The organism is Streptomyces halobius, assembly GCF_023277745.1.
In the GTDB taxonomy this organism is placed as follows: domain Bacteria; phylum Actinomycetota; class Actinomycetes; order Streptomycetales; family Streptomycetaceae; genus Streptomyces; species Streptomyces halobius.
The window spans coordinates 7,603,401-7,625,291 of record NZ_CP086322.1 but is presented as its reverse complement, the minus strand read 5'-3'; the positions used below and the strand labels follow the sequence as shown (position 1 = coordinate 7,625,291).

Annotated in this window: 19 protein-coding genes; 10 read left to right on the top strand and 9 right to left on the bottom strand. The window is 72.6% G+C overall.

The annotated features are described in order from the left end of the window. Positions 1–121: 121 nt before the first annotated feature. Both K9S39_RS34520 and K9S39_RS34515 read right to left on the bottom strand, forming a co-directional pair. Complete coding sequence (locus K9S39_RS34520) at positions 122–1,822, bottom strand: ABC-F family ATP-binding cassette domain-containing protein (protein ID WP_248867239.1); 1,701 nt, start codon at positions 1,820–1,822, stop codon at positions 122–124. 322 nt (positions 1,823–2,144) lie between these two features. Next, a complete protein-coding gene (locus K9S39_RS34515; protein ID WP_248869094.1) occupies positions 2,145–3,500 on the bottom strand; it encodes a cytochrome P450 in 1,356 nt (451 codons plus the stop codon). 294 nt (positions 3,501–3,794) lie between these two features. Here K9S39_RS34515 and K9S39_RS34510 point away from each other — a divergent pair, with 294 nt between their 5' ends. From K9S39_RS34510 to K9S39_RS34500, 3 genes are all read left to right on the top strand, one after another. After that, a complete protein-coding gene (locus K9S39_RS34510) occupies positions 3,795–4,199 on the top strand; it encodes a (2Fe-2S) ferredoxin domain-containing protein (RefSeq protein WP_248867238.1) in 405 nt (134 codons plus the stop codon). Positions 4,200–4,402: 203 nt separating this feature from the next. Next, positions 4,403–5,359: a response regulator transcription factor gene (locus K9S39_RS34505; protein WP_248867237.1), complete on the top strand. Its 957-nt coding sequence runs from the start codon at positions 4,403–4,405 to the stop codon at positions 5,357–5,359. Further along, complete coding sequence (locus K9S39_RS34500; RefSeq protein WP_248867236.1) at positions 5,356–6,489, top strand: sensor histidine kinase; 1,134 nt, start codon at positions 5,356–5,358, stop codon at positions 6,487–6,489. Before K9S39_RS34505 ends, K9S39_RS34500 begins: the two co-directional genes overlap by 4 nt. 84 nt (positions 6,490–6,573) lie before the next feature. On the opposite strand, the gene K9S39_RS34495 is transcribed toward K9S39_RS34500, so the two are convergent. The 6 genes from K9S39_RS34495 to K9S39_RS34470 all read right to left on the bottom strand — a co-directional run bounded on the left by K9S39_RS34495 (position 6,574) and on the right by K9S39_RS34470 (position 14,860). Next, positions 6,574–7,326, bottom strand: coding sequence for a cytochrome b/b6 domain-containing protein (locus K9S39_RS34495; RefSeq protein WP_248867235.1), 753 nt, complete (start codon positions 7,324–7,326; stop codon positions 6,574–6,576). Further along, complete coding sequence (locus K9S39_RS34490) at positions 7,310–8,071, bottom strand: molybdopterin-dependent oxidoreductase (RefSeq protein ID WP_406708066.1); 762 nt, start codon at positions 8,069–8,071, stop codon at positions 7,310–7,312. The genes K9S39_RS34495 and K9S39_RS34490 overlap by 17 nt, the downstream gene beginning before the upstream one ends. 255 nt (positions 8,072–8,326) lie before the next feature. Next, positions 8,327–10,279, bottom strand: coding sequence for a primary-amine oxidase (locus tag K9S39_RS34485; protein WP_248867234.1), 1,953 nt, complete (start codon positions 10,277–10,279; stop codon positions 8,327–8,329). A gap of 2 nt (positions 10,280–10,281) precedes the next feature. Further along, the gene (locus K9S39_RS34480) at positions 10,282–11,913 is read right to left on the bottom strand and encodes an APC family permease (protein WP_248867233.1); all 1,632 of its coding nucleotides are present in this window, start codon (positions 11,911–11,913) and stop codon (positions 10,282–10,284) included. A 72-nt stretch (positions 11,914–11,985) separates the two neighbouring features. Then, the gene (locus tag K9S39_RS34475; RefSeq protein ID WP_248867232.1) at positions 11,986–12,951 is read right to left on the bottom strand and encodes a hypothetical protein; all 966 of its coding nucleotides are present in this window, start codon (positions 12,949–12,951) and stop codon (positions 11,986–11,988) included. Positions 12,952–13,204: 253 nt separating this feature from the next. Beyond that, positions 13,205–14,860 (bottom strand): FAD-binding dehydrogenase, encoded by a 1,656-nt coding sequence (locus K9S39_RS34470; RefSeq protein ID WP_248867231.1) that lies wholly within the window; start codon positions 14,858–14,860, stop codon positions 13,205–13,207. Between the two features lie 202 nt (positions 14,861–15,062). Here K9S39_RS34470 and K9S39_RS34465 point away from each other — a divergent pair, with 202 nt between their 5' ends. From K9S39_RS34465 to K9S39_RS34435, 7 genes are all read left to right on the top strand, one after another. Further along, positions 15,063–15,956, top strand: coding sequence for a DMT family transporter (locus K9S39_RS34465; protein ID WP_248869092.1), 894 nt, complete (start codon positions 15,063–15,065; stop codon positions 15,954–15,956). Positions 15,957–16,101: 145 nt separating this feature from the next. Next, positions 16,102–16,716: an NUDIX domain-containing protein gene (locus tag K9S39_RS34460; protein ID WP_248867230.1), complete on the top strand. Its 615-nt coding sequence runs from the start codon at positions 16,102–16,104 to the stop codon at positions 16,714–16,716. Then, the gene (locus K9S39_RS34455) at positions 16,713–17,123 is read left to right on the top strand and encodes a YidH family protein (protein ID WP_248867229.1); all 411 of its coding nucleotides are present in this window, start codon (positions 16,713–16,715) and stop codon (positions 17,121–17,123) included. The genes K9S39_RS34460 and K9S39_RS34455 overlap by 4 nt, the downstream gene beginning before the upstream one ends. 3 nt (positions 17,124–17,126) lie before the next feature. Then, complete coding sequence (locus K9S39_RS34450) at positions 17,127–17,480, top strand: DUF202 domain-containing protein (RefSeq protein WP_248867228.1); 354 nt, start codon at positions 17,127–17,129, stop codon at positions 17,478–17,480. 276 nt (positions 17,481–17,756) lie between these two features. Beyond that, positions 17,757–18,770 carry an MBL fold metallo-hydrolase gene (locus K9S39_RS34445; protein ID WP_248867227.1) on the top strand — a complete coding sequence of 338 codons (1,014 nt, stop codon included), beginning with the start codon at positions 17,757–17,759 and terminating at the stop codon, positions 18,768–18,770. Between the two features lie 211 nt (positions 18,771–18,981). Next, positions 18,982–20,034, top strand: a complete 1,053-nt coding sequence (locus tag K9S39_RS34440) for a phosphotransferase family protein (protein ID WP_248867226.1) — start codon at positions 18,982–18,984, stop codon at positions 20,032–20,034. 9 nt (positions 20,035–20,043) lie between these two features. Then, complete coding sequence (locus K9S39_RS34435; protein ID WP_248867225.1) at positions 20,044–21,258, top strand: acyl-CoA dehydrogenase family protein; 1,215 nt, start codon at positions 20,044–20,046, stop codon at positions 21,256–21,258. A gap of 12 nt (positions 21,259–21,270) precedes the next feature. Here the strand turns inward: K9S39_RS34435 and K9S39_RS34430 are convergent, their stop codons facing one another. Continuing rightward, entirely contained in the window at positions 21,271–21,876 is a 606-nt protein-coding gene (locus K9S39_RS34430) for a TetR/AcrR family transcriptional regulator (RefSeq protein WP_248867224.1), read from the bottom strand. Positions 21,877–21,891 lie beyond the last annotated feature (15 nt).

Sequence of the window (21,891 nt, the reverse complement as noted above, 5' to 3'; positions counted from 1 at the left end):
GGTGAGGGCGCCGGCCGGAGACAGACAGGCTGGCGCTGCCCCGCCGGCAGCTACCGCACCGCCGGCGGGGCGTCCAGGGCGGGCCGGGCCGTGCATCGTCCGGTCAAGCCGTCGCCGACGCCTACAGCGGTTCGATGTCGGTCAGTTCACCGTCCTCCAGCGCCAGCCAGCGCGTGATGCCGAGTTCCCGCAGGAACGTCAGATCATGGCTGACGACGATGAGCGCGCCCTCGTAGGATTCCAGGGCCGTGACGAGCCGGCGGACCGACGCCATGTCGAGGTTGTTCGTGGGCTCGTCGAGCATCAGGAGCTGTGGGGCCGGTTCGGCCAGCATCAGCGCGGCGAGTGAGGCGCGGAAGCGTTCACCGCCGGAGAGCGTGCCGGCCTGCTGGTCGGCGCGGGCGCCCTTGAACAGGAAGCGGGCGAGTCGGGCCCGGATGCGGTTGTTGGTGGCGTCCGGGGCGAAGCGGGCGACGTTCTCGGCGACGGTGAGCGTGCTGTCGAGCACCTCCAGGCGCTGCGGGAGGAAGCGGTACGGAACGTGCGTCTCGGCTTCCCCCGGTCTCGACTCCTCCCCCGGTCTCGGCTGTGCTCGTCCGGAGGCACCCCCACCGTCCAGCGGCGGGAGCTCGCCCGCGATCGTCCGCAGCAGGGTCGTCTTGCCGGAGCCGTTGCGGCCGGTCAGGGCGATGCGTTCGGGGCCGCGGACCTCCAGATGGGCGTGCGCGCCGCACTGGATCCGCAGGTCGCGCAGGGTGAGGACGGTGCGGCCCGGCGGTACCGCGGTGTGCGGCAGGTCGATGCGGATCTCGTCGTCGTCGCGGATGGCCTCGGCGGCGTCGTCGAGCCGTTCTCTGGCCTCCTTGAGGCGTTCGGTGTGCATGATGCGGTGCTTGCCCGCGGAGACCTGGGCCTCCCCCTTGCGCGCGTTCATGACGATCTTCGGTTCACGCTTGTTGGCGTACATCTTGTTGCCGTAGCGGACCCGTCGGGCCAACGTGACGTGGGCGTCGGCCAGTTCGCGCTTCTGACGCCGCACATCGGCCTCGGCGACCCGCACCATCCGCTCGGCCGCTTCCTGTTCGACGGCCAGCGCCTGCTCGTACACGCTGAAATTGCCGCCGTACCAGTGGATCTCGCCGTTTCGGAAGTCTGCGATCCGGTCGACGCGTTCGAGGAGTTCCCGGTCGTGGCTGACGACGACGAGTACACCGGACCAGCCCGTGACGGCGTCGTACAGCCGCTGGCGTGCCGCACGGTCGAGGTTGTTGGTGGGCTCGTCCAGCAGCAGTACGTCCGGGCGGCGCAGCAGCAGCGCGGCCAGCCGCAGCAGTACGGACTCGCCGCCGGACACCTCGCCGACGGTGCGGTCGAGGTCGATGCCGTGCAGCCCGAGCTGGTCGAGGGTGGCGCGGGCGCGCTCCTCGACGTCCCAGTCGTCGCCGATGGCGGTGAAGTGTTCCTCGCTCGCGTCGCCGCCTTCGATGGCGTGCAGGGCGGAGCGTGTGGCGGCGATGCCGAGCGCCTCGTCGACCGGTAGGTGGGTGTCGAGCGCGGCGCGCTGCGGGAGGTGGCCGACCTCGCCGACGACCTTGACGCCGCCCGCTGTGGGGGTCAGTTCGCCCGCGATGAGCTTCAACAGGGTTGATTTTCCTGTTCCGTTGAGGCCGATGAGGCCGGTGCGGCCGGGGCCCACGGCGAGATGGAAGCCGTCCAGGACGGGGGTGCCGTCGGGCCAGGCGAAGCCGAGGCCGGTGCAGACGATGGAGGCAGCGGCGGCGGGGCCGGTGGGTGTTGCGGCGCGGGTGGGTGGCTTGGACATAGGGGTCTCCTTGGCGCGCGAGAAGGGTGAGCGGGGCAATGCGCTGGGAGACACCGCGTCGGAACACCGGGGTGCGTCGGAGTACGCCGTGGGGGTACGCCGAGGTCGCGGACGGGCGGCCGCGTGATGCCGGAATCGCGAAGCGATCAGAATCGCGGAACGATCGAATCGCAGAGCGAAGGGCATGACGCGGGCGCGGTGCCTCAAGACCTCAGACGAGCAACGGCCTTCTCCTGTCGGGGCGGTGGCGGCCTGGCGGCCGTGGACCGGTATCGACGGTGCCGGGGCCGCCACCAAAACACAAACACTATTTTTGTTGCGTTTACAGGGGGTGCGGTCGGAGGCGTACGCGTGCCGGGCCGGTCGCCTGGAGGGTGATGCCGGCGGAGACCGGCACCTCCTCGTCCACCGCGTCCAGTTCGTATGAGCGCAGGAGTGTCGCCAGTGCCAGCACCGACTCCAGCATCGAGAAGTGCTGGCCGATGCAGGCGCGCGGACCGCCACCGAACGGGAACCAGGCGTAACGGTGCCGGCCCGCCTCGCGCTCGGGGGTGAAGCGGTCCGGATCAAAGCGTTCCGGGTCTGCCCAGAGTTCCGGAGAGCGGTGCGTGACCCATGGCGCGACGACGACATCCGCCCCGGCCGGGATGCGGAATCCGCCGATCTCGGTGGCCGCCACGGCCCGGCGGCTGACGACCGGCGCCGGCGGATACAGCCGCATGGCCTCCTTGAGAGCCCGGGTCACTCGCGGAAGACGATCCAGGTCAGCGGCCGTGGGCGGGCCGTCGGCCAGCACCTGGTCGATCTCCTCGCGGACCCGGGCCTGCTCCTCGGGGTGTCGGGCGAGGAGATGAAGGGTGAAGGCCAGAGAGATCGCGGTGGTTTCATGGCCGGCCAGCAGGAAGATCAGTACCTGTTCGCGGACCTCGGTCGCGTCGAGAGAGCCGTCCTCCTCGTTGCCCGCGTCGGCGAGAAGCGAGAGCAGATCGTCGGCGGACGGGCTGCGCTCCCCCGCCGTCCGCGGGTCGACCATCCGCCCGGTCGGGGTGTCGGCCGCCGCGCGCCGTTCGGCGACGATGCGGTCGCAGACGGCGGTCACTTCCGCGGTGGCTTCCCGAGCACGCCGGTTGCCCGGGGTGGGCCACTCGCGGGGGACCTTCAGGGGTACGTAGGCGCGCCGCACGACATAGTCGCTGATGACCGGCGCGCACCGGTGGATGACGTCCACGGCCGCCTCCACATCCGTGCCGAAGAGGATCCGGGCGACGGTGCGCAGCGCGAAACGGTTCATCTCGCTGACGAGGTCGACGGTGGCGTCGTCCGCTGTCCGCCAGCGTTCGGCGATGATGCCGGCCTCGGTCGCCACGGCCGCCGCGTAGCCGTCGACCCGGCGCTTGGTGAACAGCGGCTGCACCAGCCGGCGTTGCCTGAGGTAGTCGGCGTCCTGGCTGGTCAGCAGGCCGTTTCCGAAGGACTGCCGGACCTCCTCGTAGAGCGGATGGTCCTTGCGGAAGTTGGCGGCTTCGGAGGCCAGGATCTGCTGCACGCCCTGCGGCGCGAACACGGCGTGGAACACGCTGCGCAGGCCGGGCGGGCCGGCCTGGAGGCGGACCACCTCGCCGTGTTCGCGATGGGCGCGTAAGAAGGCGGCCAGCGAGTCGCGGCGGAGGTCGAGCATCGAGCCGAGGACGGGGAGGCCGGACGGGCCGGGTATCTCGGTGCGGGCGTGGGCGGGCGGGTTGGCGTCGGGGTGGGTGTGGGACTCCGCGTCGGGACGGGCTTGGGCATGCCCGTGGGCTTGGGCGGCGTGGGCGTGGGCGTGGGCGTGGGCGTGGGCATCGGGATTGTCGGGAGTGGTGAGGGTCATGGTGGGATTTCTATCCCGGAAGCGTGCGGCCCATAGCGGGTCGGTGCGTTGATCCTGCCCGGGCCTCGACAAGGCGGCCGGGGCCCGGTGCGTAGCATGGGCCGGATGATCACGAAGCGCTCCGGCCGGGCGGCCGCCGAAACCCCGTGCCGCGTCACCGTCTGCCGCGGTTGCTGCTGCGGCGACGCGGCCAAGATCCCGGGCGTCGACCACGCTGGGCAGATACCGCGCCTGCGCGCGGCGCTCCCCGGGGTTGCCGTACGCGCCTCGGAGTGTCTGGACGTCTGCGACCAGGCGAATGTGGTCGTGGTCCAGCCGTCTGCGGCGGGCCGGGCCGCGGGCGGGCGGCCGGTCTGGCTGGGGCTGGTCAACGATGACGACGCGCTGGCGGATATCGCGGCCTGGATCCGCGCCGGCGGCCCGGGGATCGCCGAACCGCCCGGGGTGCTCGACCTGTACGCGATGACCGTGTCGCGGCGGGTGCGGGAAGGGTTGGAGCGGGAGGGGTAGGAGGGCTGGGGGATAACCGGGGTAGGGGTCGGCTGTCCGGATTTCCGCCAGGTCAGCTGTCTGGCTGCCCGTTCGGCTGTCTGGATTCCCGCCCAATCCCCTGTCCGGATTTCTGCCCGCTCACCAGGATTCTGTCGGTTACCGGAATCTTACGGGACGGACCCTGGCGCCCTCCGTGACCTCGGCTGGTGTTGGCTGGAGGTATGACGCACTTCGTCCCCTCCCCCGGGCCGCCCCGTCGGGTCCTGGTCGTCGAGGACGACCCGACCGTCGCCGAGGTCGTCACCGGCTATCTCGCCCGCGCCGGGTACGCCACGGACCATGCCGCCGACGGTTTCGCCGCGCTCGACCGGGCCGCGGAATTCCGCCCGCACCTCGTCGTACTCGATCTGATGCTGCCGGGCATCGACGGCCTGGAGGTGTGCCGTCGGCTGCGGCGTGCCGAGGACGGGCCCGCGGTCCCGGTGGTGATGCTGACCGCCCGTGGTGAGGAGGCGGACCGCATCCTGGGGCTGGAGCTGGGCGCGGACGACTATGTGACCAAGCCGTTCAGCCCGCGCGAGCTGGTGCTGCGGATCGGCTCGGTGCTGCGGCGGGCGGAGTCCTCGCCGCCGGCCGCGGCGCCCGTCCCCGTACTGCGGGCCGGGGACCTCAGCGCCGACCCGGGCGGGCGACGGGCGGATCGCGCGGGGCGCGAACTGGCCCTCACCGCCCGGGAGTTCGACCTGCTGGCCTTTCTGATGCGGCACCCGGGACGGGTCTTTTCGCGGGAGGAACTGCTGCATCGGGTGTGGGGGTGGGAGTTCGGTGATCTGTCGACCGTCACGGTGCATGTGCGGCGGCTGCGGGAGAAGATCGAGGACGATCCGGCGGCGCCGCGGCTGGTGACGACGGTCTGGGGCGCGGGCTATCGCTTCGACCCGGTGGACCCAGAGGAAGGCGGGCCGGGAGAAGACGGCCCGGATGAAGACGGGGCGCGAGAAGGCGACTTGGCCGCTCGTGAGCGGGTGGCGGGCGGGCCGCGGGGAAGCGGACCGGGGGAAGCCGGCCGGGGTGAAGGTGACGTGTCCGAAGGTGGCCCGGTCGTACGCGAGCCGGCCGAGGACGACCCGGCGGGACCGACTGAGCACGACCCGGCGGGAGGCGAGGCGCGGCCATGACGGATCTCCTGGTCATCGTGGGGCTGGCAGCGCTCGGGGCGGCGGTGGTGGGGCTGTGCGCCGCGCCCGCCGTACGTGTGCTGCGGCGGCGGTCGGTCGCGCTCTCCCTGTTCGCGGTGGCGGCGCTGGCGGTGGCCGCGATGGCGGCGGGAACGGTGGCGGTCGCGCAGGCGATGTTCCTGTCCGGGCACGACCTGGGTGTGGTGATGGCCGTGGTCGGGGTCTCCGGGGTGGTGTCGCTGGCCGCCGCGCTGCTGTTCGGGCGGCGGATCGCGGCGGGCAGCCGGGAGCTGGCGCGGTCCGCCCGTACGGTCGGCAGCGAGGGCGGGTTCGCGGCGCCCACCGAGCCGCCGACGGCCGAACTGGCCGCGCTGTCAAGGGCGTTGGAGGAGACCAGCGGACGGCTCGCGGAGGCCCGCGAACGGGAGCGGGCGCTGGACGCCTCGCGGCGTGAGCTGATCGCCGGGATCTCGCACGATCTGCGCACCCCGCTCGCCGGGCTGCGGGCGATGGCCGAGGCGCTGGAGGACGGTGTCGCCGAGGACACCGAGCGCTATCACTCCCGGATGCGGGTCGAGGTGGAGCGGTTGGCCGCGATGGTCGACGACCTCTTCGAACTCGCCCGTATCGAGGCGGGTGCGCTGGCGCTGACCCTGTCGCGGGTGTCGGTGTACGACCTGGTGGACGACGCCCTGGCGGGGGCCCGGCCGCTGGCGCGGGCGCGCGGGGTGCGGCTGGTGGACGGCGGAGTGGCGCCGCTGCCGGTCCGGGTCGATGCCCAGCAGATCACCCGCGTACTGAGCAATCTGCTGGTCAACGCGATCCGTGCGACACCGGCGAACGGCACCGTCGCGGTCAGCGCGCGGGATGAGTCGGGGCGGGTGGTGCTGGCGGTCGAGGACGGCTGTGGTGGCATTCCGGCGGACGATCTGGCGCGGGTCTTCGACACCGGCTGGCGCGGGGGTGCGGCCCGTACGCCGCGTGCGGACGGCGAGAGCGGCGCGGGGCTCGGGCTCGCCATCGTCCGCGGCATCGTGGAGGCCCACGAGGGCCGGGCCACGGTGCGCAACGCGGGGGCCGGCTGCCGGTTCGAGGTCGAACTGCCGGCGGCGGGGGCGCCGGCTGGGTGAGGGACTGCGGAGGCGCCGACGGAGTGAGGGACCGCGGAGGCGCCGGCGGGTGAAGGGCCGCGGAGGCGCCAGCAGGTGAGGGGCTTACGCGCCCCTGTCCCCGGCCCGATCCATGTGCCTGTCGTCGGCCCCATTCCCGTGCCCGTCCTCGGCCGCATCCCCGTGCCCGTCCTGGGCCCCGTTCCCGTGCCCGTCCTCGGCCTCGGGCTTCCACAGCGGATGGTGACGCCTGGCCCACTCCGCATCCACCGAACCGGTGCGCATCCCGCGCCGCGCCTCGGAGTCGCCGTACGCCTTCCCGACGTGGCCGGCGATCGCGATGACCACGGCGAGGGCGAGCCAGTCGTGGACGAAGGTGGCGCCGGTGCGCCACACCAAGGGGGCGAGGTGCGTGAACCACATCAGCAGGCCGGTGCCGAGCATGACGAGGACCGCGCCGGCGAGCCAGGCGGCGTAGAGCTTCTGTCCCGCGTTGAACTTTCCGGCCGGGCGGCTGCCTCGGCGGCGCAGTGCGGCGCGCAGCCATCGGCGGTCGTGGGGGCCGTAGCGGTTGAGACGGGTGAGGTCGGCGCGCAGAGCGCGGGAGGCCAAGCCGAGGAGGAGCGGGGCGGGCAGCAGGATGCCGGACCACTCGTGAACGGTGACCATGAGGGCGCGGCGGCCGACGAGTTCGGCCAGGAAGGGGAGGTAGAGGCAGGCCGCGGTGAGCACGCAGACGGCCATCAGGGCGGCGGTGGTGCGGTGCACCCAGCGCTCGGCGGGTGTGAACCGGACCAGGCGGGGGCCGCCCGCCGGGCGCTCACGTCGTCGCGGCATCGCTTCAGGTCGTCGGGGCATCGTCGCGTCCGTTCGACCGGCCGACCCAGGCGTCGACGTCATATCCGCGTTCCTCCCAGTATCCGGGCTCGACGCGTTCGGTGAGAGTGATCCCGGAGAGCCACTTCGCCGATTTGTAGAAGTACATGGGCGCCACGTACAGGCGCACCGGACCGCCGTGTGCGTGCTTGAGGGGCTTGTCCTGCATGCGCAGCGCCACCAGGACGTCGTCGCGGCGGGCCTGTTCGAGGGTGAGGGACTCGCTGTAGGCGCCGTCGAAGCAGGTGAAGCGGACGGCCTTGGCCTCGGGGCGGATGCCGGCGGCGTCGAGGAGGGTGGCCAGGCGTACACCTTCGAAGGGGGTGCCGGGCACGCGCCAGCCGGTGACGCACTGGACGTCGCGGACGAGCCGGGTCTGCGGGAGTGCGCGCAGGTCGGCGAGGCGGTAGGTGGTGTGGTGGCGTACCAGGCCGTCGATGGTGAGGCGGTAGGTCCGCTCGTCCTTGTGCGGGACGGAGCTCGTCACGGAGTAGTAGCGGAAGCCGCCGCCGACGGGGAGCAGGCCGGTCAGGCCGGTGGGGTCGTTCTGGGCGGCAGCGCCGAGGGTGCTGTCCCAGGCGCGTTGGAGGGCGGGGGCCGCGGCGACGCCGGCGGCGCCCGCGGCCAGCATGCCGAGGACGACGCGGCGGCCGACGGGGGTGCCGTTCCCGTCCCCGCCGCCGCGATCGTCGTCCGCCGCTCGGGCCGGGTTCGCGTCTGTGGTCACCGTTGAATTCGAGCACCGTACGGCGGCCGGGGCCAGTGTCCCGGCCCCGGCGTCAGACTTTCGTCATCAGGGGCCGATCGCGAGGGATCCAGGGCTACTGGCGGCCCTGGCTGCGGCAGTTGACACACGGGAACCGGCACGGTGGCAACAGCAAGACCTTCGAGCCGTTCCCCGCCGATCGCGCCACCTGGCGCTCCTCGGCCGGCAGGGGAATACTCCCGCACCGCGTTGAGTAGTGTCGCCCCAGGCCATTGTCTACCCCTTGCTGCCGCTGCCACGTCCACCGCTGCAATGCTCCCCGCTTTCCGTGCCGTGCCCACCACTCTCCCGCGGCAGGTCAAGCGCCGGATTGCGGTCGAAGAAGCCGGTCGGGCGGAGGGTGAAGCCGCAGCGGTCGACGGGCATGACCGGCCAGTCCTCCAGGCGCGGCAGGTGGGTGGGGCCGAAGGTGTGCCAGAGGGTGAGGTCGGTCTTGAGGAGCGATTCGCCGGGGCGTGACCAGCGGGGGACGCCCGCCCCGCCGGGGTGCTGGTTGGGGTAGTCGCCGACGGGGAAGCGGCGTTCGGGGCGGCCGCGGGTGACCCAGAGGTGGCGGGTGGCGTAGGCGGCGCGGCGGGAGACCGGTGAGCCGGGCCGGGCGAGGAGGGTGGGGCCGGGCTGCGGGGTCAGGGTGTAGGCGACGGGCTGGCCCATGCGGTTGTACGAGGCGGGGTTGGTGATCCGCCAGCGGCGGCCGGCGGCCGGGTCGGCGAAGCGGCCCGCTTCGGCGGAGTCGGCTATCGGGGTGACCTGGGTGGTGAAGGCGTTGCCGTGGGGGTTGTCCGGGCCCATCGGCAGCGGGACGACGTCGAGCTCCTCGACGGTGTTGGCGTGGCCGTCCACCGCCGGGTCCAGCCGGGCGCAGAAGAGGTGCTGGTGGAAGGGGGCCTGGAGGCCCGGCGCGATCTCGGTGGCGTACGGGGTGCGGGTGCCGGGGACGGTGGCGGACGTCTGCACCAGGCCGGTGGACTTGACCTCGAACTCGACGGTGCCGTCCTGGTAGAGGTACCAGTAGAAGCCGTAGTCGTAGTTGCCGAGGGTCGCGATGCAGGAGAGGACCAGGCGGCGGGAGCGGCGGCTCTCGGCGGCGAGGTCGTTGAACATGTCGGAGTGTTTCCAGAGGAGGCCGTGGTCCTCCTCGTGGATGCAGATGGCGTTGGGGAGGGTCTGCGGGTTGCCGAGGTCGTCGGCGACGACGGCGTCGAGGTAGCGGATCTCGCCGAGGCAGTCGCAGCCGAGGCGGAGGGCGTTGGCGTTGCGGCCGAGGGTGTATTCGCCGACGTCGAGGTAGCAGACCCAGTTGCGGGCGGGGTCGGGTTCGGCGTACGGGACGGCCATTTCGGCGAGGGAGGCGCGGTGCAGGACGGGGCGCGGGCGGCCGCCGTCGTGGTGTGCCAGCTGGTGCAGGACCAGCCCTTCGCGGGCGTTGAAGTCCACCCGTAGCTGCCAGTTCTGCCAGGTCAGGAGGGGGCCGTCGAGGGTGAAGGAGGGGCCGTCGGGCTGGCTGACCGTCAGCGGTTTGAGGTCGTTACGGGGCGGTCCGGTGAACTCGCCCTCGTAGCGGCCGCATTCGGCGGGTATCGGGACCGCGCCGGTGTCGAGGAGGCGGATGACGCGGCCGGCGGTGAGGTCGACGTCGGCGACCAGGCCGCCCACGGGGTGGGCGAAGGGGTTGTCGGTGGCGTCGCAGCGCAGGAAGGTCAGTGAGCGCAGCATCCGCCGGCCGCGCTCGTCCTCGATGCCGAAGTTGCCGGCCGCGAGCGGGGCGCAGATGGCCAGTTCGGTGTCGGTGATGCCGCGTTCGGCCATGGCCTTGCGCCAGCCCTGGTCGGCTTTGACGATGGCGTCGCAGCGTTCGTTCTCCTCGAAGAGGACCGGTGGCTGCCCGTCGGTGTCCGGGTCCAGCGGCCGGTACGCGAGCAGGGTGCGGGCGGTGACGTCGACGAGGGCTTCGTGGCCGCTGCCGGTGGCGGGGTCGAGCAGGGTGACCCGTAAGCGTCGGGTGACGGGGGTGCCGGGGCGGTGTGCGCTGACGGTGTGCCGGTCCGGTTCGTCGAGGAGGACCAGCGGGAAGCGGGTGCCGGTCGTCGCCTTGCCGGCTTCGGTGAGGACGGCGCGGGCGGTGGTGATCTCGTCGGCGGTCAGCGGGTCGAGGGGGTGCCGGGCCATCGTCAGCTCTCCTTGTGCGGGGCGGGGGTGGCGTGTTCCGTGTCCGACGGCGGCGGGGCGGCGGCCTGGTCCAGCTTCTCCAGTTGGAACGCCTCGTTGCCGAGTCCGATCCTCGCGTGGGTCTCCGGCCGGGTGGCGCGCAGTACGCGGCCGTGGACGAGGCCGGTCACGGCGGCGATGGCGATCAGGGCGGGCAGCAGCCAGCGCAGGACGGAGCCCTGCCGGGCCGCCACCAGGACGTCGAAGTCGGTGACGGCGTAGCCGAGGACGGTGAGCAGGGCGAGGGCGGCGAGTCCGGCGGCGGTGAGCCGGCCGGCCTGTGCGCGGCCGGCGCCGCGGCGGACGAAGAAGGCGATGACGGCGAGGGAGGCGGTGGCCATCAGGAGGATCACGCCGAGCGCGCCGACGTTGCCGCCCCAGGTGAACAGCTGCAGGACGGGGGCGGTGGGGTCGCCGGCGGGCTTGTCGTCGCCGAGGGTGAAGCCGGTGACGACGAGCAGGGCGATGACGGTCTGCAGCAGCGAGCCGAGCGCGGGCGCGCCGCTGGACTTCGCGGTCCGGCCGAGGGCCTTGGGCAGCAGGCCCTCGCGGCCCATGGCGAAGGCGTAGCGTGCCACGACGTTGTGGAAGCTGAGCATGGACGCGAAGATCCCGGTGACGAAGAACAGGTGCAGGATGTCGGTGAAGGTGGTGCCCAGGCGTGGACCGGTGAGCGCGAAGAGCAGCCCCGGGCCCTGTTCGCCGGCGCTGGCGACGACCTTGTCCGGGCCGGTGGCGACGCCTATCAGCCAGGAGCTGAGGGCGAAGAAGACGGCGACGAAGCCGACGGCGAGGTACATCACGCGGGCCACGACGGTCTGCGGGCGGCTGGTCTCCTCGGCGTAGACGGGGGCCTGTTCGAAGCCGACGAAGGCGGCGACCGCGAAGCAGAGGGCGGTGCCGAGGCCGGCGCCGCCGAGGGTGGTGGGATCGAAGGCGTGCAGCGACAGGCCCTGTGGTCCGGGGGCGGCGGCGAACGCCAGGTCGAGGACGGCGATCAGGGCGACCTCGATGACGAGCAGCACGCCGAGCACCTTGGCGTTGAGGTCGATCTTCAGGGCGCCGAGCAGCCCGGTCACCAGGACGCCGAGCAGGGCCGGGAGCCACCAGGCGACGTGCAGCGACAGATGCCGGTCGAGCAGGCCCGCGATCTCGAAGCCGAAGATGCCGTAGATGCCGACCTGGAGGGCGCTGTAGGCGGCGAGTGCGACGAAGGAGGCGCCGGCGCCGATGGTGCCGCCCAGGCCGCGGGCGATGTAGGCGTAGAAGGCGCCGGCGTTGTGGACGTGCCGGCTCATCTCGGCGTAGCCGACGCTGAACAGCGCCATGACCGCTCCCAGGATGACGAACAGCAGCGGCTGTCCGACGATTCCCATGACCTGGTACGTGGTGACCATGACGCCGGCCACGACCATCAGCGGGGCGCTGGCGGCCAGGACGGACAGGAGCAGGCCCGGTGTGCCGATGCGGTCGGCCCGCAGCGCGCGTTCCTGGCCCTTGAAGGTGCTGATGCCGGGGCCGGTCCGGGCGGTGTACGGCGCTGCACTGCCGGTGCGGAGGTTGCTGCTGGTACTTCGCGGGCTGCCCGTCGGCATGGCGTGGTCGTCCTTTCCAGTGGGGATGGAGGAACAGGTCCGGTGGGGTGGCGGAACGGAGCTGACCTTGGGTCAGGTGGTGCGGAACGCGATGTTGCGGGCGGCCTTGAAGGCCTTCCTGGCGTCGCGGCCCGTGTAGGCCCAGGGCGCGGGCGTGACGTACGGGCCGATGCGGTGGAAGAGCGCCGCGGCCTCGGCCATCCTCCCCTCGTGGAACTTGGCGTGCGCGAGGAAGTTGAGGTCGACCTTGTTGCGCGGGTGGTCCTCGCCCTCCCACTCCAGCCACCAGTCGAAGGCGGCCTTCATGACCTGGCGGGCGCGGCGGGTGGACCAGTGGCCGGAGGCGGCGGGGTCGGGCGGTTCGAGGCCGGCGGCGGCCAGTACGCGGTAGCGCTCGGCGTGCGCGACGACGGGGAGGACGGCCAGCGGGGAGTCGGCGGGTGCCTGTTCGGCGGCCCAGGCGGCGAAGTCGTAGACCTGGTGCAACGGGTCGTCCGTGTCGCCTTCCTGGTGCTCGGCGAGGCAGGCCGTCATCAGGTGGTGCGCGTGGTGGTGCTCGGGGTGGCGGGCCCGGATCTGGTCGAAGGCGTGCTCGCGTTCGTCGATGGTGCCGGTGCGGCGGGCGAGGGTCAGTACACCGAGCCAGGGGGTGGGGTCGTGGGGCAGCATCTGGGCGGCGGCCCGGCAGGCGGTCTCGGCGGCCTGGACGCTGTCCTTGCCGCGTAATGCGCGCCGGACGGCGGCGAAGGCGAGCAGGGTGGCGGCGTCGCCGCTCTCCGGCTCGGCGAGCTGCCAGTCGCCGGCCCAGGCGGCGGCTCCGGGGCACCGGGCCAGGACGGTCAGTCGGTGGCCGCGGCGGTCCCAGTCCGCGCCGGTCTCGGTGAGCAGGGCACGGACGTGTGCCCATCGGCCGTGCGCCAACGCGTCGGTGGCGGCGACGAGTTCGGTGTCGTCGAGGGCCGGGGTGAGGACGGGTGCGTCCTTGCGGCGGGAACGTCCCAGGGGAGGCGGCGGAGGTGGGGGCGGCGGAGGAGTCATGGGCCAGCGGACTCCATGGCACGCTGCACCGGTCTTCACCTCACTGACGTTTCCCACCTGCGTGGCTGCGGTGGCGTGGCCCACACAAAATCATCACGGACAGCAAAGCGGCAGGCAGTGCTCCGCGTCAAGGTTGCAAACGGAATGGCCGGAATCATCAACTGGCCTTGCGCGGGCGGGCGTTACGGGCGGGGTCGGGGCTGCACGAGGACTGCGGGTCCGCGCGGGCGCCCGCCCCGCCGGACCCGCCCGCTCACGCCACCGCCTCGGCCGCCGCCCGCCCCGCCGTCCGCCCCGAGAAGAGGCAGCCACCGAGGAATGTTCCCTCCAGCGAACGGTAGCCGTGGACTCCGCCGCCGCCGAAGCCGGCCACCTCACCCGCCGCGTAGACGCCCGGCAAGGGCTCGCCGCCCTCGGTGAGGACCCGCGACGAGAGGTCGGTCTCCAGGCCACCGAGCGTCTTGCGGGTCAGGATGTTCAGCCGTACGGCGATCAGCGGGCCGGCCTTGGGGTCCAGCAGCCGGTGTGGTGCGGCGGTGCGGATGAACCGGTCGCCGAGGTATTTACGGGCGCCGCGCATCGCCGTCACCTGAAGGTCCTTGGTGAAGGGGTTGGCGATCTCCCGGTCCCGGGCGACGATCTCGCGGTGCAGCGCAGCCTCGTCGATCAGCGGCTCCTTGGTGAGTGCGTTCATCCGGCGTACCAGGCCGGTCAGTGAGCGCTCGACGATGAAGTCCGCGCCGTGATCCATGAACGCCTGGACGGGGCCGGGTGCGCCGGCCCGGGCCCGGCCCAGGACCTGGCGGACGCTCTTGCCGGTCAGGTCGGGGTTCTGCTCGGAGCCGGAGAGGGTGAACTCCTTCTCGATGATCTTCCGGGTGAGCACGAACCAGGTGTGGTCATGGCCGGACCTCACGATGTGTTCGAGGGTGCCGAGGGTGTCGAAGCCGGGGAACAGCGGCACCGGCAGCCGCTTGCCCCGGGCGTCCAGCCACAGCGGGGACGGCCCGGAGAGGATCCGGATGCCGTGCCGCGGCCAGATGGGGTTCCAGTTGTCGATGCCTTCCGTGTAGTGCCACATCCGGTCGCGGTTGATGGCCCGCCCGCCGGCGGCCTCGGTGATGCCCAGCATCTTGCCGTCCACATGCGCCGGCACCCCGGACAGCATCCGTTGCGGTGCCGTGCCCAGCCGCTCGGGCCAGTTGGCACGCACCAGATCGTGGTTGCCGCCGATGCCGCCGGAGGTGACGATCACCGCCTGCGCCCTGAGCTCGAAGGCGCCGGTCACCTCGCGGCTGCTGGCCCTGCCCCGCTCGGCGTCGGACGGCTCCAGGATCTCCCCGCTGACGGTGTCCACGCTGCCCGCGCTGCGGGACAGGCCGGTGACACGGTGCCGGAAGCGCAGGTCCACCAGGCCGCGCGCGGCGCCGGCCCGCACCCGGCGCTCGAACGGGGCGACGAGGCCCGGTCCGGTGCCCCAGGTGACGTGGAAGCGGGGGACGGAGTTGCCGTGCCCGGTGGCGTCATAGCCGCCCCGCTCCGCCCAGCCGACGACGGGGAAGAGCCGTGTGCCCTGCCGGTGCAGCCAGGAGCGCTTCTCGCCCGCCGCGAAGTCCACGTACGCCTCGGCCCACTTGCGCGGCCAGTGGTCCTCGGGGCGGTCGAAACCGGCCGTGCCCAGCCAGTCCTGCCAGGCCAGCTCCCGGCTGTCGCGGATCCGCAGCCTGCGCTGTTCGGGCGAGTCCACCAGGAAGAGGCCGCCGAAGGACCAGTGGGCCTGCCCGCCGAGGGAGTGTTCGGGCTCCTGGTCCAGGAGGATCACCGTGCGCCCGGCGTCCACGAGCTCCGCGGTGGCCGCCAGCCCCGCCAGCCCCGCACCGATCACGATCACATCAGCGTCGTACGCCATCTCTGTTCTCCTCACCGGGCACGCCGGACGCTCTGGCCGCCGTGGTGGAACGATCCTCAGTCCGCGCACCCCGGCCGTCAACCCATTGTTACCGGGTGGTACCCGGGAGTGCGCGGAAGAATGGGGCGTGGCGGACGCCACCACCCGGCCGCTGCCCGGTGATTACGCTCATCCCGCCCGCCCGACCCATGAGGTGTGCGACGTGACGGTGATTCTGCTCGCCCTGGGCGCGGCCTGCTGTCTCGGACTCGGCTTCGTGTTCCAGCAGGCCGCGGCCCAGCACGCGCCCAAGCAGGACTACCTCTCCCTGCGCCTGCTGCTCGATCTGGTGCGGATGCCGCGCTGGGTGGCCGGGATCGCTCTGATGGTGGCGGGGATGGCGCTCGGCGCGGTGGCGCTGGCGATAGGTGACATCACTCTGGTGGAGCCGCTGCTGGCGACGAATCTGCTGTTCGCGATGGCGCTGGCGCGGCGGCTGACCCGGCAGCGGCTCGGCCGGACCGGCTGGGGCGGGCTGTGGCTGCTGGCGGGCGGGGTGACCGCGTTCATCGTGGCCGGGCAGCCGCAGGGCGGCAGCAGCGATGTCGGCGAGCCGACCCAGTGGCTGATCATGGGCATGGTGCTGGGCACCGCCCTGCTGCTGGCGGCCGTCGCCAAACGCGAACGGGTGCATGTCAGCCTGGAGGCCGCGCTCCTGGGTATCGCGGCCGGATTGCTGTACGGGCTGCAGGACGCGCTGACGCGGATCAGCGGTGACCGTTTTTCGCGGGGCGGCTGGGGCACGCTGCTCAGCGGCTGGCAGCCGTACGCGATCGTGCTGCTGGGTGTGCTGGCACTGGTGATGGTGCAGAGCGCGTTCGAGTCGGCGCCGCTGCGGATGTCGCTGCCCGCGCTGACCGCCGCCCAGCCGTTGGCCGGGATCGCCTGCGGGGTGGGCTTCCTCGGCGACCGGCTGGTGGTGACGACGGGGGCGCTGGCCTGGGAGGCGGCCGGGGTCGCGGCCATCGTCACGGGCATTGTGCTGATCGGCAGCCATCCGGCGATGCCGCCGGGCGCCGGCCGGACCGAGAACTTACGGGAGCTGCAGCCGCACTGAGGCCGCACCGGGGGCCGTACGCACGAAAGGCCGCACTGGGGCGCGTACGCACGAAAGGCCGCATCGGGACCCCACGCACCGGGGCCGCTCCGGCGGCCCGTATCCCCCGCACCGCCGGCCGTGTCCCGGGTGATTGCATGGCCCCATGGCCGATCAACAACCGCTCAACGCGGACGAGATCCTCGATGTCGTCGACGAGAACGATCAGGTCGTGGGGCAGGCCCCGCGCGGTGAGACCTACGCCCGCAGGCTGCGCACCCGGTGCGCCTTCGTCCTCGCCCGGGACGACCGGGACCGGATCTTCGTGCACCGCCGTACGGCGCACAAGCTCGTCTTCCCCTCGCACTACGACATGTTCGTGGGCGGCGTGGTCGGCGCGGGCGAGTCGTACGACGAGGCGGCGCTGCGGGAGGCGGAGGAGGAACTGGGCGTGACCGGGCTGCCGCGGCCGGAGCGACGCCTCACCTTTCTCTACGAGACGCCCGAGCACACCTGGTGGTCCGCGGTCTACGAGGTGCGCTGCACGCTGCCGGTCGCCCCGCAGGAGTCGGAGATCGACTGGTACGCCTTCCTGACCGAGGAGGAACTGACCCGGCGGCTCGACGCGTGGCCGTGGACGCCGGACGGGCTGGCCGCGTACCGGCGGCTGACCGAGTGGCGGGCTCCGGGGAGCGCTGGGGCCGGTCCGATGGGCCAGGGTCGGGAAAGGCCCCAGCGCCATGGGACGGGGCCGGACCAGCCGATAGAGTTCAGGCCATGATCCTCACCGACGGACTGCGGTCGATCCGCACGACCGTGCGGCTGTGGTTCTCGCCCTCGCGGGTCCGCGAGGAGGGCACGACCCCCGACTACCGCTTCTCGCTCGCCAATGAGCGTACCTTTCTCGCCTGGCTGCGGACCGGTCTGGCGCTGATCGGCGGCGGCTTCGCGGTGGATCAGTTCCTGCCCGATCTGCATGACGTGGTGCGGGCGGCGTTCACCGTCGCACTGCTGGTGAGCGGGGCCGTGTGCGCGCTGCGGGCGGTCAGCCACTGGATGCGCTGTGAGCGCGCGATGCGGCGCGGCGAGGATCTGCCGGCCACGCGTTTCCCCTCGGCCCTGGCGCTGGTGATCGGTGTGCTGGCGGTGGTGATGGTCGTGGTGGTCCTCATGGGCTGGAGCGGCTAGCCGATGGGCGACGGTCACCGGCCGGGCGCGCGGCCGCGGATTCCGGTGCCGGACCGGGATCCCGGGCTGCAGCCGGAGCGGACCCGGCTGGCCTGGCGGCGTACCACGCTGACCTGTTCGGCCGTGGTGGCGCTGGGCGAGCGGGCGCTGCTGCGGAGCGGCGCGCCGGGCCCCGTGGTGGTGGTCCTGGCGGCGCTGATGGGGCTGGTGTGGGCGGTCTTCGTCGCGGCCTCGGACCGCCGGATCCGGTCGATGGCCACCGGCCGCCCGCCGGAGCTGCGGCGTCGGCTTGCCTGGGTGCTGGCCGGCTGCACCCTCGTACTGGCGGTTCTCGGGGCGGCGGTCGTGCCGCCGTGAGCGCGGCGGGGCGGCGGGCTCCTGCCCCGGTCCGGAGAGTGCGGCAGGGCCTCGGGCCCCGTGGCGCAGCTCCCGGTGAGCGCGGCAGGGGGCGAGCCCCGCCCCCCGGTCCCGGTGACCGCGGCAGGGCAACACGCCCCGCTCCCCCAGGTCCCGGCGCCCGAGAGGTACCGTGACGCGACACTCGCAGGACGGGCGGGAAGCGTACGACGAACCCAACGCCCGCCCCGGCAAGGGCGTGTGATGCCCCGTCATCCCCACCCAAGGAGAAGCCGCATGACCGGAGAGGGCCCGCAGACCACGGATCCGTACGACGGCGAGCCCGTGCCCGCCGGGACGCCCGCCGCGGAGCCGGCCGTCCCCGAGCCCTATCTCACCGAGCTGGCCGCCGGTGTCCATGCGTTCATCCAGCCGGACGGCGGCTGGTGCCTGAACAACGCGGGCTTCGTCACCGACGGGGACGCCACCCTCGTCGTGGACACCGCCGCCACCGAGCGCCGGGCGCGCCTGCTGCGCCGCCGGATCGCGGAGAGCGGCGCGCCGGTGCCCCGTATGGTGGTCAACACCCACCACCACGGCGACCACACCTACGGCAACGGCGTCTTCGCGCCCGAGGCGACGGTCGTCGGGCATGCCGCCTGCCGCCGTGAACTGCTGGCCGCCGGGCTTCAGCTGCACCTGGTGTGGCCGGAGGTGGAGTACGGCGAGATCCGCGTCACCGCGCCGGCCGTCACCTTCACCGACGAGCTGACGCTGCACATCGGCGATATCGAGGTACGACTGATCCATCCGGGCGTCGCGCATACTCCCGGGGACACCATCGTCTGGCTGCCCGAGCAGCGCATCGTCTTCACCGGGGACCTGGTCTTCCACGGCGGCACCCCGTTCGTCTTCATGGGCTCGCTGACCGGTTCGCTGCGTGCGCTGGATGTGCTGCGGGCGCTGGACGCGGTCACGGTGGTCCCCGGGCACGGTCCGGTGGCGGGGCCCGAGGTGTATGACGGCATCGAGCGTTATCTGCGGTTCGTCGACGGGCTGGCGCGGGAGGGCCGGGCTGGCGGTCCCCCCGGCCGAGGGCCGGGGGAGGGCCGTACGCCGCTGGAGGTGGCCCAGGAGGCGGATCTCGGCCCGTTCGCGGCGCTGGCCGAGAGCGAGCGGCTGGTGGCGAACCTGCATCGCGCTTACGCGGAGCTGGCGGGCGCCGAGCCGGGCGCCCCGCTCGACCCGTTGACCGCCTTCGGCGACATGGCGGCCTTGAACGGCGGGGTCCCGCCGGCGTGCCATGCGTGACGGCGATGCACGCCAGGCGTGAGGGGCGATGCCCGCCCGGCGTCAGCGTCACGGGGCGATGCCCGCCCTGCGTCACGGGCGACGCCCGCCCGGTGTGACGCGGCGGCACAGCGTCGCGTGACGGACGCCCCACGGCACACCACTGGACGCCATACCGACTAGTCGGCATGATCGTGCTCGTCGACCCGTCCACTCCCTACGGAGGAGCACGATGAGCAAGGGCACCCCTCCCCCGCAGGCCGCGGCCCGGGAGGTACCCCCCGGCCTCGACCTGGAGCGACTGCGCGAGCATCTGGACCGGGAGCGGCCGGGCCTGGCCGGCGGGCCGCTGCGCGCGCGGCTGGTCGAGGGCGGGCGGTCCAACCTCACCTACCGCGTCACCGACGGCACCGCCTCCTGGGTCGTCCGCCGCCCGCCGCTCGGCCATGTCCTGGCCACCGCGCACGACATGCGGCGCGAGCACCGGGTGATCAGCGCGCTGCACGACACCCCGGTGCCGGTCCCCGAGACGCTGCTGCTCTGCGAGGACGAGTCGGTCATCGGTGCGCCTTTCTACGTCATGGAGCTGGTCGAGGGCACGCCGTACCGCACGGCCGCCCAGCTCGCGCCGCTCGGCCCCGAGCGCACCCGCGCCGTGGTCCTCTCCCTGGTGGACACGCTCGTCGAGCTGCACGCCGTGGACCCGGAGGCGGCCGGGCTCGGTGACTTCGGCCGGCCGGAGGGCTTCCTGGAGCGTCAACTGCGTCGCTGGGGAAAGCAGTTGAACGCCTCGAAGAACCGTGAACTGCCGGGCATCGACGAGCTGCACGAGGCCCTGGGCCGGGCGCTGCCCGCCTCGCCCGCACCGGCCGTCGTGCACGGGGACTACCGGCTGGACAACGTCCTGATCGGGGCCGACGGCACCCTCAACGCCGTACTCGACTGGGAGATGTCGACGCTCGGCGATCCGCTGACCGACCTCGGTCTGCTGGTGATGTACAGCTCCGACCTGGGCCTGGCCGAATCGCCGGTGAGCACCACCAGCGGCGCCCCGGGCCACCCCGCCCCGGCCGAGCTGATCGAGCGCTATGCCGCACGGTCCGGCCGGGACACCTCCGCCGTCGCCTGGTACACGGCGTTCGCCTGGTTCAAGCTCGCGGTGATCCTCGAAGGCATCCACTACCGCTTCACCCTCGGCCAGACCATCGGCGCGGGCTTCGACCGGATCGGCGAGCTGGTGCCCGTATTCATCGACCACGGACTCACCACCCTCAAGGAAGGCTGAGGCACCCGCATGGACTTCGCATTCGACGCCCGTACGGAGGAGCTGCGCGAGAAGCTCCTGACGTTCATGGACGAGCATGTGCTGCCGGCCGAGGAGACCGCCCGTGAGCAGCGGGCCGCGCTCGCCTCCCCGTGGGACACCCCCGCGGTCGTCGAGGAGCTCAAGGCCGAGGCGCGACGACAGGGCCTGTGGAACGTGTTCCTGCCCGACGAGGAGTACGGCGCGGGGCTGACGAACCTTCAGTACGCGCCGCTGGCGGAGATCACCGGCCGCAGCCCGCAGCTGGCCCCGACCGCGCTGAACTGCGCGGCCCCGGACACCGGCAACATGGAGGTGCTGGCGCAGTTCGGCAGCGAGGCGCAGCGGAAGCAGTGGCTGGAGCCGCTGCTGGCGGGCGAGATCCGGTCGGCGTTCGCGATGACCGAGCCCGAGGTGGCGTCGTCGGACGCGACGAACATCGAGACCCGCATCGAGCGGCACGGCGACGATTACGTCATCAACGGGCGCAAGTGGTACATCTCCGGGGCGATGAACCCGCTCTGCCGGATCTTCATCGTGATGGGCAAGACCGACCCGGACGGCGCCGATCCGCGCCGCCAGCAGTCGATGGTGCTGGTGCCGCGGGACACCCCCGGCCTGGTGGTGAAGCGGGCCATGCAGGTGTACGGCTACGAGGACCACTGGCACGGCGGGCACGCCGAGGTGGTCTTCGACGATGTCCGGGTCCCGGCGGGCAATCTGATCGGCGAGGAGGGCGGCGGCTTCGGCATCGCCCAGGCCCGGCTCGGCCCCGGCCGGATCCACCACTGCATGCGGCTGATCGGCATGGCCGAGCGCGCCATCGAGCTGATGTGCCGCCGCGCGGTGAGCCGTACGGCGTTCGGCAAGCCGCTGGCGCAGCAGGGCGTGGTCCAGCAGTGGATCGCGGACGCGCGGGTGGCGGTGGAGCAGCTGCGGCTGCTGCTGCTGAAGACCGCCTGGCTGATGGACACCGTCGGCAACAAGGGCGCGCACACCGAGATCCAGGCCATCAAGATCGCCACGCCGCGTACCGTCGTGGACATCCTCGACCGGGCGGTGCAGCTGCACGGCGCGGGCGGGGTGAGCCAGGACTTCCCGCTGGCCGAGCTGTGGGCGGCGGCCCGGACGCTGCGCCTGGCGGACGGCCCGGACGAGGTGCACCAGCGGTCGCTGGCACGCCGTGAGATCAAGAAGTACCTGTAACGGCGTTACGGGCTACGGCCGCAACGCCCGCAGCAGCAGATCCGCCAGATGATCGGCGACGCGCTGCGGGCTGAGCGGCCCGTCCTCGCGGTACCACGTGCCGAGGTGGTGCACCGAGCCGAAGTGGTAGTCCACGACGAGGTCGGCCGGGATGTCGGCGGTGAACACCCCGGCCCGCTGGCCCTCTTCGATCAGCGCCCGGAAGCGCTCGTGGTAGCGCCGCCGTTCGGCCCGTACCTGCTTGTCCTTCTCGGGGCTGAGGTGGTGCATCGAACGGAAGAAGATCTTGGTGTCGTCGAGGTTCTCGATGGTGGTGACGACGACGTCCGCGGCGGCGTCCCGCAGCCGCTGCTCCACCGGGGCGTCGGCGTCCGCGAAGTGGTCCAGGCGCTCCTGCTGGAGCCGCAGCACCCGGCCGTAGACCTCGTGCAGCAGATCGTCCTTGGAGCCGAAGTAGTGGTAGAGGGCCCCCTTGGTGACACCGGCCGCGTCGACGATCTCCTGGACGGAGGTGCGGTCGTAGCCCTGCTCCGCGAAGAGCCTGGTGGCGGTGGCCAGCAGCCGCTGCGCCACGGGCTTCGCGCTCCCGTTGCCGTTGCCGACCCTCGTACCGGCCATCGCCCTCACCTGTCC